17 protein-coding genes are annotated in these 16,372 nt (G+C 34.7%); 6 read left to right on the top strand and 11 right to left on the bottom strand.

All coding sequences use genetic code 11. The features are described from left to right. Positions 1–20: 20 nt before the first annotated feature. From ACWZFG_RS02085 to ilvD, 5 genes are all read right to left on the bottom strand, one after another. Positions 21–1,625 (bottom strand): MBL fold metallo-hydrolase RNA specificity domain-containing protein, encoded by a 1,605-nt coding sequence (locus tag ACWZFG_RS02085; RefSeq protein WP_418626837.1) that lies wholly within the window; start codon positions 1,623–1,625, stop codon positions 21–23. A 227-nt stretch (positions 1,626–1,852) separates the two neighbouring features. Then, positions 1,853–2,770, bottom strand: a complete 918-nt coding sequence (gene murB, locus ACWZFG_RS02080) for a UDP-N-acetylmuramate dehydrogenase (protein WP_177505423.1) — start codon at positions 2,768–2,770, stop codon at positions 1,853–1,855. A gap of 108 nt (positions 2,771–2,878) precedes the next feature. Beyond that, entirely contained in the window at positions 2,879–3,337 is a 459-nt protein-coding gene (trmL, locus tag ACWZFG_RS02075) for a tRNA (uridine(34)/cytosine(34)/5-carboxymethylaminomethyluridine(34)-2'-O)-methyltransferase TrmL (protein WP_177505422.1), read from the bottom strand. Positions 3,338–3,490: 153 nt separating this feature from the next. Next, positions 3,491–5,014 (bottom strand): phosphomannomutase/phosphoglucomutase, encoded by a 1,524-nt coding sequence (locus ACWZFG_RS02070; RefSeq protein ID WP_177505421.1) that lies wholly within the window; start codon positions 5,012–5,014, stop codon positions 3,491–3,493. Positions 5,015–5,169: 155 nt separating this feature from the next. Then, positions 5,170–6,822, bottom strand: a complete 1,653-nt coding sequence (gene ilvD, locus ACWZFG_RS02065; protein ID WP_455576952.1) for a dihydroxy-acid dehydratase — start codon at positions 6,820–6,822, stop codon at positions 5,170–5,172. Positions 6,823–7,164: 342 nt separating this feature from the next. Here ilvD and ACWZFG_RS02060 point away from each other — a divergent pair, with 342 nt between their 5' ends. Both ACWZFG_RS02060 and hydG read left to right on the top strand, forming a co-directional pair. Next, complete coding sequence (locus ACWZFG_RS02060) at positions 7,165–7,440, top strand: TM1266 family iron-only hydrogenase system putative regulator (RefSeq protein ID WP_177505419.1); 276 nt, start codon at positions 7,165–7,167, stop codon at positions 7,438–7,440. Further along, positions 7,433–8,860, top strand: coding sequence for a [FeFe] hydrogenase H-cluster radical SAM maturase HydG (hydG, locus tag ACWZFG_RS02055; protein ID WP_177505418.1), 1,428 nt, complete (start codon positions 7,433–7,435; stop codon positions 8,858–8,860). Before ACWZFG_RS02060 ends, hydG begins: the two co-directional genes overlap by 8 nt. Before the next feature lie 189 nt (positions 8,861–9,049). Here the strand turns inward: hydG and ACWZFG_RS02050 are convergent, their stop codons facing one another. The 4 genes from ACWZFG_RS02050 to cobO form a co-directional block, all read right to left on the bottom strand. Then, positions 9,050–9,157: a flagellin gene (locus ACWZFG_RS02050; RefSeq protein WP_147668137.1), complete on the bottom strand. Its 108-nt coding sequence runs from the start codon at positions 9,155–9,157 to the stop codon at positions 9,050–9,052. 57 nt (positions 9,158–9,214) lie between these two features. Then, a complete protein-coding gene (locus ACWZFG_RS02045; protein ID WP_455576951.1) occupies positions 9,215–9,367 on the bottom strand; it encodes a hypothetical protein in 153 nt (50 codons plus the stop codon). A gap of 63 nt (positions 9,368–9,430) precedes the next feature. After that, complete coding sequence (locus ACWZFG_RS02040; RefSeq protein WP_177505416.1) at positions 9,431–10,783, bottom strand: amino acid permease; 1,353 nt, start codon at positions 10,781–10,783, stop codon at positions 9,431–9,433. Between the two features lie 75 nt (positions 10,784–10,858). Next, positions 10,859–11,395, bottom strand: coding sequence for a cob(I)yrinic acid a,c-diamide adenosyltransferase (gene cobO, locus ACWZFG_RS02035; RefSeq protein WP_177505415.1), 537 nt, complete (start codon positions 11,393–11,395; stop codon positions 10,859–10,861). A 152-nt stretch (positions 11,396–11,547) separates the two neighbouring features. On the opposite strand from cobO, the gene ACWZFG_RS02030 reads away from it, so the two are divergent. The 4 genes from ACWZFG_RS02030 to ACWZFG_RS02015 all read left to right on the top strand — a co-directional run bounded on the left by ACWZFG_RS02030 (position 11,548) and on the right by ACWZFG_RS02015 (position 15,492). Then, the gene (locus ACWZFG_RS02030; RefSeq protein WP_177505414.1) at positions 11,548–12,108 is read left to right on the top strand and encodes a TetR/AcrR family transcriptional regulator; all 561 of its coding nucleotides are present in this window, start codon (positions 11,548–11,550) and stop codon (positions 12,106–12,108) included. A gap of 108 nt (positions 12,109–12,216) precedes the next feature. Continuing rightward, positions 12,217–13,239 (top strand): HlyD family efflux transporter periplasmic adaptor subunit, encoded by a 1,023-nt coding sequence (locus tag ACWZFG_RS02025; protein ID WP_177505413.1) that lies wholly within the window; start codon positions 12,217–12,219, stop codon positions 13,237–13,239. Next, positions 13,226–14,362 (top strand): ABC transporter permease, encoded by a 1,137-nt coding sequence (locus tag ACWZFG_RS02020; RefSeq protein ID WP_455576950.1) that lies wholly within the window; start codon positions 13,226–13,228, stop codon positions 14,360–14,362. Before ACWZFG_RS02025 ends, ACWZFG_RS02020 begins: the two co-directional genes overlap by 14 nt. After that, positions 14,359–15,492, top strand: a complete 1,134-nt coding sequence (locus ACWZFG_RS02015) for an ABC transporter permease (protein WP_455576949.1) — start codon at positions 14,359–14,361, stop codon at positions 15,490–15,492. Before ACWZFG_RS02020 ends, ACWZFG_RS02015 begins: the two co-directional genes overlap by 4 nt. Positions 15,493–15,539: 47 nt before the next feature. On the opposite strand, the gene ACWZFG_RS02010 is transcribed toward ACWZFG_RS02015, so the two are convergent. Both ACWZFG_RS02010 and ACWZFG_RS02005 read right to left on the bottom strand, forming a co-directional pair. Further along, positions 15,540–16,031, bottom strand: coding sequence for a YajQ family cyclic di-GMP-binding protein (locus tag ACWZFG_RS02010; RefSeq protein WP_147668122.1), 492 nt, complete (start codon positions 16,029–16,031; stop codon positions 15,540–15,542). 11 nt (positions 16,032–16,042) lie between these two features. After that, positions 16,043–16,303 (bottom strand): hypothetical protein, encoded by a 261-nt coding sequence (locus ACWZFG_RS02005; RefSeq protein ID WP_147668119.1) that lies wholly within the window; start codon positions 16,301–16,303, stop codon positions 16,043–16,045. Positions 16,304–16,372 lie beyond the last annotated feature (69 nt).

Here is a 16,372-nt window from a genome sequence, read left to right as displayed (position 1 = left end):
ATCTCTTCATCTCTTCAATATTATAAATCGTTCATGACTTTTTTCAAATATTTAAGTACTTTTTCTAGCCGAACAACGACTTCGCGTAATTTATTTGGTTCACGTGAAACAATAGTAAATACTTTTCTTCTTATTTGACGATAATCAGCTTGTGCCAAACTTAAGAATTCTTCTAATTCTTTTACTGCTGGTTCAATTACAATATCAGTCTCTTTAACCTGCCATTTATCATAATGAATAGTTGCTGTATCACCATACTTCGGAATATATGTGCTATGCCCTAATTTTTCTCCAATATATTCACCCAAAGCCTCAGTTGCATCTGGCTCTCCATGAACTAAAAATACATTATGAGGTCTAGGCCCATCAATACTCGCAAGCCAATCTACAATTTGGGCTCGGTCCGCATGAGCAGAAAATCCATCAAGATTATAAATTTTTGCTTTTACGCTAACTTCTTCCCCAATAATCTTTACTCGTTTAACACCTTCTATCAAGCGACGTCCCATACTGCCCTCAGCTTGATATCCTACAAATAATACACTAGTTTCAGGTTTCCATAAATTGTGTTTTAAATGATGCAGGATTCTTCCCGCATCCGCCATTCCACTAGCAGAAATAATAATTTTCGCACCTTTTGTTTCATTTAGTGCTTTTGATTCTTCCGCTGTCTTTGCAATAACTAAATGAGGCATTTCCGGCAGGCTTCCACCCGCAATTAACATTTTAGTAGAATCCTCATCAAACTCTTGTGTATTCTTCGCAAAAATCTGTGTAGCAGCAATTGCCAACGGACTATCTAAAACTACTGGAACATTAGGAATCTTATCTTCCTTCCATAGCTTATATAAATAATACAACAACGTCTGCGTCCGCCCTACTGCAAAAGAAGGAATAATTACATTTCCATCCCTATCGATTGTATCATTTATAATCTCTGCTAATTTTTCCTCTCTATTATAATACTGATGCATGCGATTACCATATGTAGATTCAATAATTACATAATCAGCACCATGAATTAATGTCGGATCTTTTATAATCGGTTGGTCCGGTTGCCCCAAATCACCAGAAAATAAAAGTTTCGTCGTATGCCCTTCTTCCCGTACATATATTTCTAAAATTGCTGAACCAATAATATGACCAGCATCTCTAAAAACAACTCTAACTTCAGGAGTTATTTGTAAATCAACATCATATGAAACAGGTGCAAACTGCGACAACGCTTCAAAGGCCTCATCCACAGTATATAATGGTTCCACTGTTTTTTTACCAACACGCTGTCCTTTTCTATTTGCAATCTCAGCATCTGACTCTTGAATATGCGCACTATCAGGCAACATGATTTTGCATAAATCCACAGTTGCTTTCGTTGCATAAATTGCCCCTTTAAATCCTTGTTTGCAAAGCTTCGGTATTAACCCACAATGATCAATATGCGCATGCGTTAATAATACACAATCAATACTGCTGGGCTCATAAAGAAAATCTCGATAATTCAAATTTCTAACTGCCTTAGCTCCTTGAAACATCCCACAATCAATCAATATTTTTCGATTTGCAACTTCTAACAAAAAAGATGAACCTGTAACCACTTGCGCGGCACCTAAAAATTGTAGTCTCATAACATTGACCTTCTTTCTCTAAGAAGTGATAACTAATCTACTCTTTCTTGTAATTTATTATACTATATTCCCCCTTTTTTCGCCATTACATTGTCTGCCATTTAAACCCTATCCATAATAAAAAATGATTTCATTCTCAGATTATAGCTATAATTCATACAGCCTATCCAGAATAAAATCATTTTATAAACAAACACCATCTTAAATATAATACTTTTTAAATCTATTTATTTTTCCCCTAAAGTCCGCACCTCTGGGTACAATTTCACACCATGTTTTTCATAAACTAATCTCTGTACTTCATTAATTAAGTCAAGAACATCTTGTGCTTTTGCATCTCCTGCATTAATAACAAACCCCGCGTGTTTCGGAGATACCTGCGCACCGCCTATTCTAAACCCTTTTAACCCACTTTGCTCTATTAATGTCCCTGCAAAATGACCAACTGGACGCTTAAAGGTACTACCAGCACTCGGCATTTCAAGTGGTTGCCTACTTTCACGTCTTTGTGTTAAATCGCCCATTTTATCATGAATTTCTGTATGAATTCCTGCCATTAATGATAATTCTATCTCACAAATAATATCACCATTTTCTTGAAAAATACTATGACGATACCCAAAGTCCAATTCATTACGCTCAAATCTTTTTACTTCTCCATCGCGGCTTACAGCTGTAACCGCAGAAACAATATGACTAATTTCTCCATCATAAGCACCAGCATTCATAAATACTGCCCCACCAATACTTCCAGGAATTCCTACGGCAAACTCCATTCCAGTTAACCCGCATCTCGCCGCAAATTTCGAAACATCTTTAAGGAGGGCTCCCGCTCCAGCAATCACACTATCTTCTTTTTGTTTTAAGTAGGCAAAACTTTTATCAAACTTTATTACAACACCACGAATTCCACGATCAAGAACTAATACATTAGAGCCATTTCCTAAAATCGTAAGCGGCATATCATATGATTTAACAGCTACCAAAACTTCAGTTAATTCATCAAGTGATGCAGGCAATAGCAAATAATCTGCCGGTCCACCAATTTTAAAAGTCGTATGATATTTCATTGGTTCATTAAGCAAAATTTGTTTAGGCTCTAAAACCTTCTGTATTGCTAAAATAAATTCATTTTCTTTGTGCAAAATAAATTCATTCCTTCTCTTTTTATTTTTATGTTTTACATTTTATATTATCGTATCTTTATGCTAATTTTATTGCAAATAGAATTGTTTAGCTATTTTATTATAAAATTAACATAGTTCTTTGAAGCCACATTGTTTTAATGCCTCATATGCAACAATTGCCACTGAATTAGAAAGATTAAGTGATCTTGCATCATGAATCATCGGTATTCGAATACAGTTTTCCCAATTTGCCTTTAAAATATCTTCCGGGATTCCTGCTGTTTCTTTGCCAAAAACTAAAAAATCATTCACTTTAAAACTTATTTCACTATATGCTTTTTTTGCCTTTGTTGTATTGTAATAAAACGTTGCTTCAGGATATTTCCCTTGCACTTCAGCGAAATTTTCATGATAATGAATTTTAACCAAATTCCAATAGTCTAATCCTGCTCTTTTTAGATATTTGTCGTCTACAGAAAACCCAAGTGGTTTGACCAAGTGAAGCTCACATCCTGTAGCTGCACATAACCTTGCAATATTCCCCGTATTTCCTGGTATTTCTGGTTCAATTAGTACAATATGCATTTCCTACACCTCTATAAAAATAATGAATAAATTCTTTAATCCGTTAAATATATATCATTCCACAAAGTCAGATAAAATCCTATCACATATTTTAACAATATGCAATTATAAGAAAAATAAGTTGAAGATCTTCAAAATCTTCAACTTATTTTCCTAACTTATTTTATTAATCGAATCTATATTCAGCTCTTTATATTGCTCTAAAAATTTACTTAATTTGTTAACTATCATTTGAATACCCCCAGCTACGTCAGATTCTACATTTAACGCCAGTACAGGTTCATGCAATGACATACGAAGTAAGAACCAACCATCACCACAATTTTCACCTACATTAACTCTTACACCTTCATAATTATTGGGTACTAAACTCCATCCTTCTACCTTTGTAACAAAAGTAACTAATTCATCTAGAATCATAAATCCATAAGGTTTAAACTCTGTCTTTTTGATACCAATTCTAAAATCCAAACTTTCGACCGGAGTTTTTAGTTTCGCAATTAGACTTTGAATAGATTTTCCCGCTTCATTTAATAATGCCATTTTAATTAAAATTTTTGCAATTAAATAAGCACCATCATCTAGAAAATAATTTTCTTTTAACGCTGCATGTCCAGAGGTTTCAATCGCTAAATAAGATGCAATCCCTTCTTGATTCAATCTTTTTGATTCATTGATAACATTTTTATAACCGCGTTTAAAGCGATGATGTATGCCGCCTAAACTATCAATAAATTCAGCTAAACCAATAGAAGTAACAGAATCTGTAACAATTGTAGATTTTGGATGTTCTTCTAATATAATAGACGAAATCAACGCAATAAGAGCGTTTTTATTAATTTCAACACCATCAGAGCTCACCACAGCAGCCCTATCAACATCAGTATCAAAAATAATACCCAAATCAGCCTTATTATCCAATACAGCTTCTTTTATTGATTCAATGGCCTCTTTATTTTCTGGATTTGGTACATGATTTGGAAAAGTTCCATCAGGATCTAAGAATTGACTTCCTTCTGTATTTGCACCTAACTTTTCTAAAACCTGCGCTGCAAAAAAACCACCAGCACCATTTCCAGCATCAACAATAATTTTACATCCGAATAAAGGCTGCATATAATTTGATTTAGAATTTACACCTTTACGGATTAGATGCACAAGCAAATTTGCATAATCACCAATTAAATTCACCTTTTTTACTCTAGCTTTTTCATCGTCTTGACCAACTTCTACTTTTGATGTCAATGCAAGAATCGCTTTAATATCTTCTTTTTCGCATCCGCCTATCTTTGTAAAAAACTTCAATCCATTATAGAAATACGGTAAATGACTTGCTGTAATCATAACCGAACCATCACATTGATACTCTTCCATAATTGTACTCATAAACATTGCAGGAGTTGTCGCCATATTACAATCATAAATTGTGCAACCTTGACTTTTTACCCCTTCAATAAAAGCAGATTTTATTTCCGGACCAGATAATCTAGAGTCCATCCCCACTGCAATCTTCAATTGAGCAATATCTTTTCCTATTGTTTGACTTACCCAATGTACAAAACCTATTGCAATGTATTTTGCCTTTTCTGACGTTAAGTTTACTGTTTTTTCTGGCGCTTCAATTGCAACACCGCGAATATCCGTACCATTTTGTAACTCTGACCATATTTCTCTCATGATTTTCCACCAACCTAAATTCAATATATAAGTAAGATATAATCTATCTAAATGACCATTTAAATTCTACCCTATTTTTTTTCAACTGACAAATACTAATTATTTACGCACAAGAAAAGAGCATTGCAATTTGCAACGCTCTTTATTAATCAAAACTATTCTAAAACTGCACCAATACTAGCAGAACCTGCAAGACGTGCATAACGCGATAAATAACCTTTTGTAATTTTACGTGGTGGTTGTACCCATGCAGCTTTACGTTTAGCCATTTCCTCGTCACTAATCATTAAATCCAATTTACGATTTGGAATATCAATATCTATTTTATCTCCATCTTGGACAAGAGCAATTGGGCCACCAACCATTGCTTCTGGCGATACGTGACCAATACAAGCTCCACGTGTGGCCCCACTAAAGCGACCATCTGTAATTAAAGCAACCTTTAATCCCATTCCCGTTATTATCGCAGTTGGATTTAGCATTTCTCTCATTCCTGGACCGCCTTGTGGTCCTTCATAACGAATTACAACGACATCTCCGTCTTTAATTTTCCCACCGACAATTGCATCAATTGCTGCTTCTTCCGAATCAAAACATTTTGCAGCTCCTTGATACACTAACATATCTTCTGTAACAGCACTTTCTTTTACTACAGCACAATCCGGTGCAAGATTCCCTTGTAAAATTGCAATACCACCTTTATCACGATACGGTGCTTCTACTGTTTTAATGACATCTTGACGAACAATTTCTGCATCTTTTATTCTTTCTTCCATTGTTCCCGTAACTGTAAGTGCATCTAAATGAATAATATTGCGTTTTGATAACTCTTTTAAAACAGCATTAATTCCACCTGCCTCATTCAAATCCTGCATATGATGCGTTCCTCCAGGACTTAATTTGGTAATATAAGGTGTTTTAGCGCTGATTTCATCAAATAAAGATAATGGAAGATCTATTCCCGCTTCATGTGCAATCGCTGTTAGATGAAGTACCGTATTGGAAGAGCCACCAATCCCCATATCAACTGCAATGGCATTTTCAAATGCTTTTTTTGTTAATATATCTTTAGGTTTTATATCTTCTTTTACTAAATGAAGAATTGTTTCTCCAGCTTTTTTCGCAAGCATTCTACGTTGTCCAAAATATGCCGCTGGAATTGTTCCATTGCCAGGAAGCCCTAACCCAAGTGCTTCAGTTAATGAGTTCATTGTATTTGCTGTAAATAATCCAGCACAAGATCCACATCCAGGACAAACACTTTTTTCTAAATCAGCAAGTTCATCTTCACTCATTTTTCCAGCTTCAAATTTTCCTGCTGCTTCAAACGCATTACTTACGCTTGCATCTTTTCCTTGATAACGTCCGGCTAACATCGGACCACCACTAACAACTATACAAGGAATGTTAAGTCTAGCTGCTGCCATAATCATTCCTGGTACAACTTTATCGCAGTTCGGAATCAATACTAAACCATCAAATGCATGTGCTTTTGTTACAGCCTCTATTGAATCAGCAATTAACTCACGACTTGCCAAAGAATATTTCATCCCTTCATGTCCCATTGCAATCCCATCGCAAACACCTATCGCAGGGAACTCTATCGGTGTTCCGCCTGCTGCTGCAACACCAAGTTTCACCGCTTCAGCAATTGTTCTCAAATGAATATGTCCAGGAATAATTTCATTAAAAGAATTCACTACACCAATTAATGGCTTATTTAGATCTTCCGGACCATATCCCATTGCATAAAATAACGACCGATGCGCCGACCGTGTTGACCCTTTTTTTACTGCATCACTTTTCATAAATTCTCTCCTATTCTATATGTTCTATCTCATGAATTGTAAGAATTACTTAACAACCATTGCAATTTTAACTACTCTCTAAAAAGAATAGTTCAGTATCAGTTTACAACATTACAATCGTTTAACATTTTATATTTCTCTATAAATTTTTATAATCCTGCCACTCCATAAAATATAATCGCCTACTTCTTTAACTTAACAAAAAATTTTTTGTGCTGTATAATAAAGTTATCTGATAAACGACAATTATTCAGCAATAATAATTATCGTTTTAAGGATTTGTTTAGCATTCTGACGCAAGGGTATACAACCTGCGCATTAGGAAAGATTTTAGGAGGCACTATGAAAAGATTTGGAGTCATAGGAATCGTACTTGAAAACCCTAACGAAACTGCATATGATGTCAATCAAATTATTAGCCAATACAGCTATTTAATTATTGGCCGGTTAGGGGTCCCAAAACACGAAGAAAAAATAGGCTTAATCGCTCTCATCATTGAGGGAACTACCGATGAAGTAGGTGCCATTACTGGGAAACTAGGAAATCTCTCCGGTGTCACAGTCAAGTCTGCCCTCACCAAGAAACAACATTTCAAGGAGGGATTATCAAATGATTGATAACACGCAAAGAACCAGTGATGCATTTATTGATGACCAGTTAATTTTTCAGTTGCTTGCTGATGGGAAAAGCAAAGCTTCTGATGCAAGTCTCGTAAAACAAATTATTGAGAAAGCCAGAACAAAACACGGATTAACTTCCGCTGAAGTAGCAATCTTATTACAAGTAGAAAATCAAGAATTAATAAAGAAGATGTTTTCCACAGCTGCAGAAATTAAAGAAGCTATTTATGGAAAACGAATTGTCCTTTTTGCACCTTTATATATTTCCAGCTATTGTGTAAACAACTGTGTCTATTGTGGCTATTGCGCATCAAACGAGAAACAGCTTCGCCGCCGTCTAAGCATGGAAGATGTCGCACAAGAAGTCAAAATCCTTGAAGCTTTGGGACATAAGCGTTTAGCTGTAGAAGCAGGTGAAGATCCTATCAATTGCCCAATTGAATATGTAACCGATGTATTAAAACAAATTTATAGTTTAAAATTTGACAACGGCAGTATTCGACGTGCCAATGTAAATATTGCCGCTACTACAATTGAAGATTATGCAAAATTAAAAGCTGCCGGCATCGGCACTTATATTCTCTTCCAAGAAACTTATCATCGCGAAACGTATGCCCGCCTTCATCCATCAGGGCCAAAACACGATTACAACTGGCACACAACGGCAATGGATAGAGCAATGAAAGGCGGCATTGATGATGTTGGCATTGGTACATTATATGGATTATATGATTTTAAATACGATACTGTAGCAATGTTTCTACACGCCGAGCATTTAGAAAAAGAATTCGGTGTTGGACCACATACAATTTCCGTGCCACGCATTCGTCCAGCATCAGATGTCGATTTATCGACTATGCCACATCTCGTAAGTGATGAAGATTTTGCAAAAATCATTGCAATCATCCGCATGGCGGTTCCATATACAGGAATGATTTTATCAACACGCGAAGATCCAGACTATCGAGATACTCTTATTGATTATGGAATTTCACAAATTAGCGCTGCTTCTGGTACAGGTGTTGGTGCATATAAAGAAACTTATAGCGACCATCCTGATCATCAAAACAGTATGCAATTTGAGACCAGTGATCTGCGTTCACCTGATGAAATTATTCAAATGCTTTGTAAAAAAGGGTACGTACCGAGCTACTGTACTGCTTGCTACCGCCAAGGTCGCACTGGCGACCGCTTTATGAGCCTTGCTAAAACTGGTGAAATACAAAATGTTTGCTTACCAAATGCTCTTTTAACCTTTAAAGAATATCTTCTTGACTATGCCAATGAGGAAACAAAAAAAATCGGTGAAGAGTTGATTAACGCTCAAATCAAAACAATAGAAAACGAAAAGATTCGCCAAACGACAATCGAACGCCTCCAATTAATCGAAGAGGGAATTCGAGATTTATTTTTCTAATAATAAAAGGACTATTATAAGCAAGTACACTTATAACAGTCCTTTTTATTTGTCTAAAACTCGGGAAATCTATATTTATTTATATATCCTTTATTATTAGATTTATTTACTTTATGAAATATTCGACTATAATCCTTTTAACATATCTAAAATGAAATCATCTTTATGATTTGATTGTGCTAACATAGCCTACGCAGCTTGTGTTAAGAGTTGATACCTCGTATATTCCACAATTTCTTTTGCCATGTCTGCACCACGAATTGTACTTTCCGCATCTGTTAAATTCTCATTGCGCATCTGGCTCTTAGTGCATCATTTCAATTTAAAATATTAACAATTGATACAGCTAATATATTATTCCGTATACTCGTCCCTGTTGTGTTCCTCCTCCATGAATTCATACTTTTGTGGAGCTACATTCACTATTTCTTCGATTATTAATAAAATTGTATATACAATAACAACTTCAATAATTCTGATAAAATCCATTTCTTGTATTTTATCCATTTTTTCTTAAAAAATAAAAAATTACCCCCGATTTTATTTCACCTAAAAAGTCGGGGGTAATTTTTATTTATTCTTCCTTATTTTATAACCAATCCATAAACAGCCAATCCAAATCGGCAATATTCCCACGGCGAGCTGCATATCTTCAATTTGTGTCATAAGTAAGACAATCATAATTAAAAATGCCAAACAAAGATAATTGATATACGGATACCCTATAGATTTAAAATGTAACTGTTCCACTTGATTCTCTCTTATTTTTAACTTACGGAATTTTAAATGTGTTATCGTAATAATCACCCAGCTAACAACAACTGCTGCAACAGCAATTGAAATCAAATACATAAAGACTTTTCCTGGAATAAAATAATTAAGCGCAACTACAATTAATGTAATTCCTGAAGAGACGAAAATTCCTATATAAGGTACACCATTTTTTGCTAACTTCGTAAAAATTTTCGGCGCATCCCCTTGTTTTGCCAAACCATAAAGCATCCGAGAATTACTATAAATTGCACTATTATACACAGATAATGCAGCTGTTAAAACAACGATATTCAATAAGTTTGCTGCTGCTGGAATCCCGATATTAGAAAATATCTGTACAAACGGACTTGCTTCTAATCCAACTTCATTCCATGGATATAATGTCATTAACACAACTAAAGTACCAATATAAAAAATAAGTACACGCCAAATTACCTGATTAATTGCTTTCGGAATTGTTTTATTAGGGTTATCTGCTTCACCTGCTGTAATCCCAATAAGCTCAATTCCTCCAAAAGAAAACATAACAATAACTAAAGATAATGCTAAGCCCCAAATACCATTCGGCATAAAACCACCATGTTGCCATAGGTTAGCAAAACAATCTGGAAAGGCTCCCATCTGCGTAAAAATTAAGTATGTACCAAAAATAATCATACCAATAATTGCAACAACTTTAATAATTGCTGTAAAAAATTCAAACTCACCGTACATTCTTACATTAATCAAATTAATCAAAGTAATAATAATTAAACAAGCTAAAGCAGATACCCACTGCGGAATATCCGGGTACCAATAATTCATATAAATCCCAACGGCGGTTAACTCTGCCATACTCACCACTACATAATTAAACCAATAATTCCATCCAGACAAAAAACCTATAAATTCGTGCCAATAGCTTTTTGCATAAAAACTAAATGAGCCTGAGACAGGATTGTCTACAGCCATTTCCCCAAGCATTCGCATAATAAAGAAAATAATCGTTCCGCCAATAAAATATGACAATGCGATTGCCGGGCCAGCAAGTTGAATCGTCGAAGCCGAACCATAAAAAAGTCCAGTTCCAATTGCCCCCCCTAAAGCAATCATCTGCATATGACGATTCTTTAGTCCCCTTTTCATCTTCTCTTCGGGTACATTTTCCATATACAGTTATCCCCTCCTTAAAACTACATACTTTACTATGATACCATATTATAAGATAAAACTATAGCAAGCTGATTAAAATTCAACCCCGCGTTGCGCTTTTATTCCTTTCTTATATGGATGCTTCACTTCCTTCATTTCAGTTACCAAATCAGCCACTTCAATTAATTCAGGTATTGCATCTCGACCTGTAATTACTAAGTGTAAACTTTCCGGCTTCGTTTTTACTAATTCTAATACAGCTTCTTTTTCAATCAAACCAAATTTAACAGCATAATTTAATTCATCAAGAATAACCATATCCCACTCTGCTGATGCAACTTCTTTTTTAGCTCGCCAAAAAGTATTTTGTGCAACTTCTATATGCTTTGATTTTTCTTCACCTTCTGCTTGTTTTACAAAACCTTCTCCCGCCTGTTCAATCATAAGATTAGGAGCAAATTTTTCTAAAGCTTTTAATTCTCCATATTTCCAATTGCCTTTGATAAATTGTAAAATTAATATTTTCAGACCTTGTCCCCAGGCACGGACTGCTAACCCAAGCGCAGCTGTCGTTTTCCCTTTTCCATTTCCCGTATGAACAATAAGTAGCCCTTGTTTTTTCTTGTTCATTTATTCATCCTCCTTACAAATTACTTTGAACTCAATTATACATATATAAGAAATACTAAACAACTATATTTTATCATTGACATTTTCTTATCAGGAAATTATACTAATGGTACCGAAATATTTTTTTTAGTACCGTTAGTGGAGGTGAAGCAATGAAAGAACGGATTATGGCTGCGACTATGGAAGAAGTAAATATTCATGGATTAAAGTTTACAATGAATGATTTGGCCAAGCGCTTAAAAATCAGCAAACGTTCTTTATATGAAAACTTTCCATCAAAACAAGACTTGATTGATTCTATTTTGACTATATTATTATCTAATTTAGAAAAACAAGAAGAGGAAATTTATCAAACCCAAATGCCTATCATCGATAAACTTAAAGCATTGCTTAGCATCCTTCCATATGAAGCAGAAACTTTTGATAAACACATTTATGAAGATTTAAAAACAACGTTTCCTGAGCAATGGAAAAAAGTAGAGCTTTCACGAAAAATTCGTATGGAGCGTATTGAAAAAGTATTAAAAGTCGGAATTGATGCTGGGATCATTCGAAATATTAACATTTATGTTTTACAAGAAATTTTAAAAACTTCTTTTGATGCTTTTACCACCTATCGATTCTTAAACTCTAATAATCTTACTTATAAAGATGCCATCAATGCAATGTTAGATATTTTGATTCATGGATTATTAACAGGTAACAAAAAATAATAATAAAAATACAACAATTTTAAGCATTTGTTGTATTTTTATTTGCTACCTTGGTACTTAAAATATTTTTTCAGTACCAACAGTTTAATATTAGGAGGAAATTTACACATGTTTATAAATCTATCTAAAAAAAATATTTATATCTTCCCTATTTTATTTCTTTTCGCGTTATCAATTTTTACTTCAGGTTGCTCAACCTCTAGTAATGCACAAAATGTAGAATGGGGTCGCAGTGAAGCTAAAGAAATCGATTTAACTTCCAAAATCCCTGGTCGTGTAGTTTCTCTATATGTTAAGGAAGGTGATACTGTTGAAAAAGGGCAAGTCATTGCCAGAATAGATACACGCGATTTAGAAGCACAATTAAATCAAAATCTCGCGAATATCTCAGCAATTCAAGCGCAACAAAACCAAGCATCCACTGTTACAAAGTTAAATGATGCAGTATCAAATTCTAATGTAGATACTGCAAGCGCAGGGTTAAGTAAAGCAAGCGCGGACTTAACGATGGCAGAAAACGATTTTTTACGTTTCCAAGAATTATTAAACTCTGGTGCAGTTTCTCAACAAGTATTTGATTCTTATCAAACGAAATATCAAGTAGCACAATCTAATTATAAACAAGCCGAAACAGCCTTAGCTGCGGCAAAAGCACGTCTTTTACAAGTCGATGTTGATACTGCTAATGAAAAAAATATTGCCAGTAAAATTGAACAAGCGAATGCTGCGATTGAGCAAATAAAAATTGCTTTAGATGAAGCTGAAATCAAAGCACCGTTTAGTGGAATTATCACAGCAAAATACATTGAAGAAGGTTCAATTATCTCTCAAGGCATGCCAGTTGTTGCTATTCAAGACCCACTGGACAATTGGGTAAATATTAAAGTTCCCGAAACAGAATTAAATCGTTATAAACTAAATCAAACCATTTCTTTAATTGGACGTAATGAAGATTTAAAAATCAATGGAACCATCATTGATATTAGTAAAAAGCCGGAATTTGCAACGTATCGTGGTTCTGATGAAAGAAATAATACCGATATTGTAACCTTTAATGTAAAAATTCAAGTAAACTCCCCAGATATCCGCCCGGGGATGCGATTCAAATTAGCAGGAAGTGAGAATAATTAACATTTTAGCTTTTTATGAAAATAACAAAAAATCTTTATTATTCCTTTGGTTAGTGCCGATTGTTTATTTATTACTATTTGGTTCAACGTATAAAAGCGAAGTAGTTGAACATATCCCAACTGTTATCTACGATCAAGATCAATCTAGCAATAGTCGTGTGTTAATCAGCTGCATAAACGATGTAGAAAAATATAAAATTGTTGCATACGCACAAAATGAAGCAACAATGAATGAGATTCTTGCCTCGGGTGATGCTTTATTAGCAGTAGAAATTCCTACAGGATTCAGTCAAAATTTAAAAAATGGGAAATCACCTTCGGTTATGGTAATTACCGATGCTTCTAATTTGATGTTTCACAATGCTGTTATGTCATCTATGGGGCAAATTGTGCAAACTTTTAGCGCAGCGGCAGGACAAAAGCTACTTGAAGCAGGAAATCAACTGCCTACGCAATCCCTTCACACTGTTGCGCCTCTTACGCTTAGTGTCCGTATTATCAATAATCCCGAAATAAGTTACAATAATTTCATGTTGCTTGGTTTGGGCTTAAACGGTCTACAGATCGCGCTTATCATTTTACTAACTCCAATTTTTATGCCTTATTTGCATAATAAAAATAAAATTTCATTTATTTTTAAAAACTCTTTTCGCAAAATGATTCTCCCTTATTGGCTTTGTTCCATTCTGATATTTTTATCATTGCCTTATTTAGCACATATATTTTACAATGTGCATTGCATCGCAAAGCCCTTCGATATCATGCTATTAGGTAGTGCTTTTTGTCTTGCCCTTATCGCAATTAGTTCATTCTTTTCCGCAATCAGCCCAAATGCAGTGAATGCCTTACAAACACCGTTGCTATATATCATGCCTGGTCTTTTATTTAGTGGATTAAGTTGGCCATCCTACGCGATGAATGACACCAGTCTACTTCTCGCAAAAGCAATGCCGCTCTATTATACCGGTGATGAGCTTCGCAAATTAATTTTAGCAGGCTCGAGCAGTAATTTATTGCATAATGTGATCGCACTTTATATCATGGCAACAATATTTTTTATTCTTGCTTTCATTATTTTGAAAATACGTCTCACGATGATAAAAAGGAAGGAGGTCACTTCATGACTTGGTGGCAAATTTTTAGGCAAGAATGTACTCTATTGATAAAAAAAGATCCGCGACGAATCATTTTTATCATTGGAGCACCGATCGCTTATTTATTTTTATTTGGACTCTTATACAGTCCCCAAATTGTAAATCACATTCCTATTGCTATATGTGATGAAGACCAAACTCCGCTGAGTCGTGCAATCATTCAGCAATTATCCGATAGTGAACGATTAAATCTTGTCGCTGTGACAAATAATGAATTTACAACCCAAGATTTATTTAATCAAAATATAACTACGGCTACCGTCTATATCCCACAAAATTTTTCGCAGCAAATTAAAACTGGCATCAGTTCCAAAATCCTGTTAACGGTTGACGGTAGTAATCTGATTAGCACAAATACACTTTTAACAACAATTCAGCCAATCATCGCGGACACAACGGCAAATGTATCCGCCCAATTATTAAATACAAATTTAAAAGCACCTACGAATGCCCTTGGTAAAGTTATGCCTGTTCAATTGCAATACCGCGTACTGCATAATCAAAATGAAAGTTATCTGTATTTCTTTCTAATCGGTCTTGCAATGGCGGCATTTCAACAGGGAATATTTCTTTCTACTGGGGCATCTTTTCTCGCACAGCCGCTTAATATTCCAGACAATCGTTATCGCAATCTTCTCTATCACTTTTCCGCAAAGTTAACGCCATATTTTCTTAGTTCCATTTTTGCTTTCGCACTTACAATCTATACAGCAATTCATTATTTTAACTTACCAAACTTATTTTCTTTCATTGAATTAAGTGCATTGGGCGTTGCCTTTACTTGTGCGGCAATCGCATTTACACTTCTGCTATCTTCCTTTATAAAAAGCGAATTAATTTTCACTAGATGCTCTATTATCTATACTGTTCCCGCCTTTATCTTATCAGGGTATATATGGCCCTATCAATCCATGAGTCTAGTTAGCAAACTTCTTTCCTACCTATTTCCGATTACGTATTTATCTAGTACTTGCCGTGAAATCATCCTAACAGGTACTTCCCCCAATACATGGAATGATGTATTAGTTTTAAACTTAATTTGCCTTATCTGCACCTGTATTGGTTTATTCCGATACAAAAAAACACTCGCTCAAGCATAGAAAAAAGCGAAAGAATCTCGTTATGAATTCTTTCGCTTTTTCACTCTTTATCTAAAATTAATAAATTGAAGATCAATCTCTAAATCAGCTTGTCTTAATTTTGCAATGACTTGCTGTAAATCATCTTTATTCTTCCCTGATACACGGACTTGATCATCTTGAATCTGCGCTTGCACTTTGAGTTTCGACTCTTTAATCAGATTGATGATTTTTTTTGCATTTTCCTTGCTGATGCCGCTTTTTATCTTTATCATTTGGCGAACAGTCCCTTTTGCCGCCGGTTCTACTTTCCCGTAATCAAAACACTTAACTGACACATTGCGTTTAATCGCTTTTGAGCGGAAAATATCGAGTACATTCTCCAGCTTAAATTCATCATCGGATATCACTTTAAGGTCATTACCTTCTAAAGTGATATCCGATTTACTGTTTCGAAAATCAAATCTTTGTCCGATTTCTTTCATCGCTTGACTAATCGCATTATTAACTTCTTGCATATCTGTTTCTGATACAATATCAAAAGACGAGTCCTTTGCCATAATAAGCCTCCTTATTCATTTCCTATTTTTATAATAATCTGTATTGTGCGTGTAAACAAAACATAGAAAAAAGCGAACACACCACCTACAGTAAAAAAGAATGCTATCGGTTTTATGATAATTAAATCGGCTGTTCCCACAAGGGTTAATGCCATCGTCATTGTATACGCGGCAAACAGGTTTCCATAATTTTTACATCTAGCCTTTGGCGCAATACAAAACCAAACTAGAAAACCTGCGAAAAGTGCATATAGATTAGGGCTAATTTCCATTTTTAGTACAAAGATCCTCCTTTATTATGTAATCTATTTATATAATGCATTATATCATATTTTATTTTT

The organism is Anaerosinus sp., assembly GCF_965318445.1.
The sequence above is the reverse complement of the archived record's forward strand: the minus strand, read 5'-3'. Positions and strand labels throughout refer to the sequence as shown.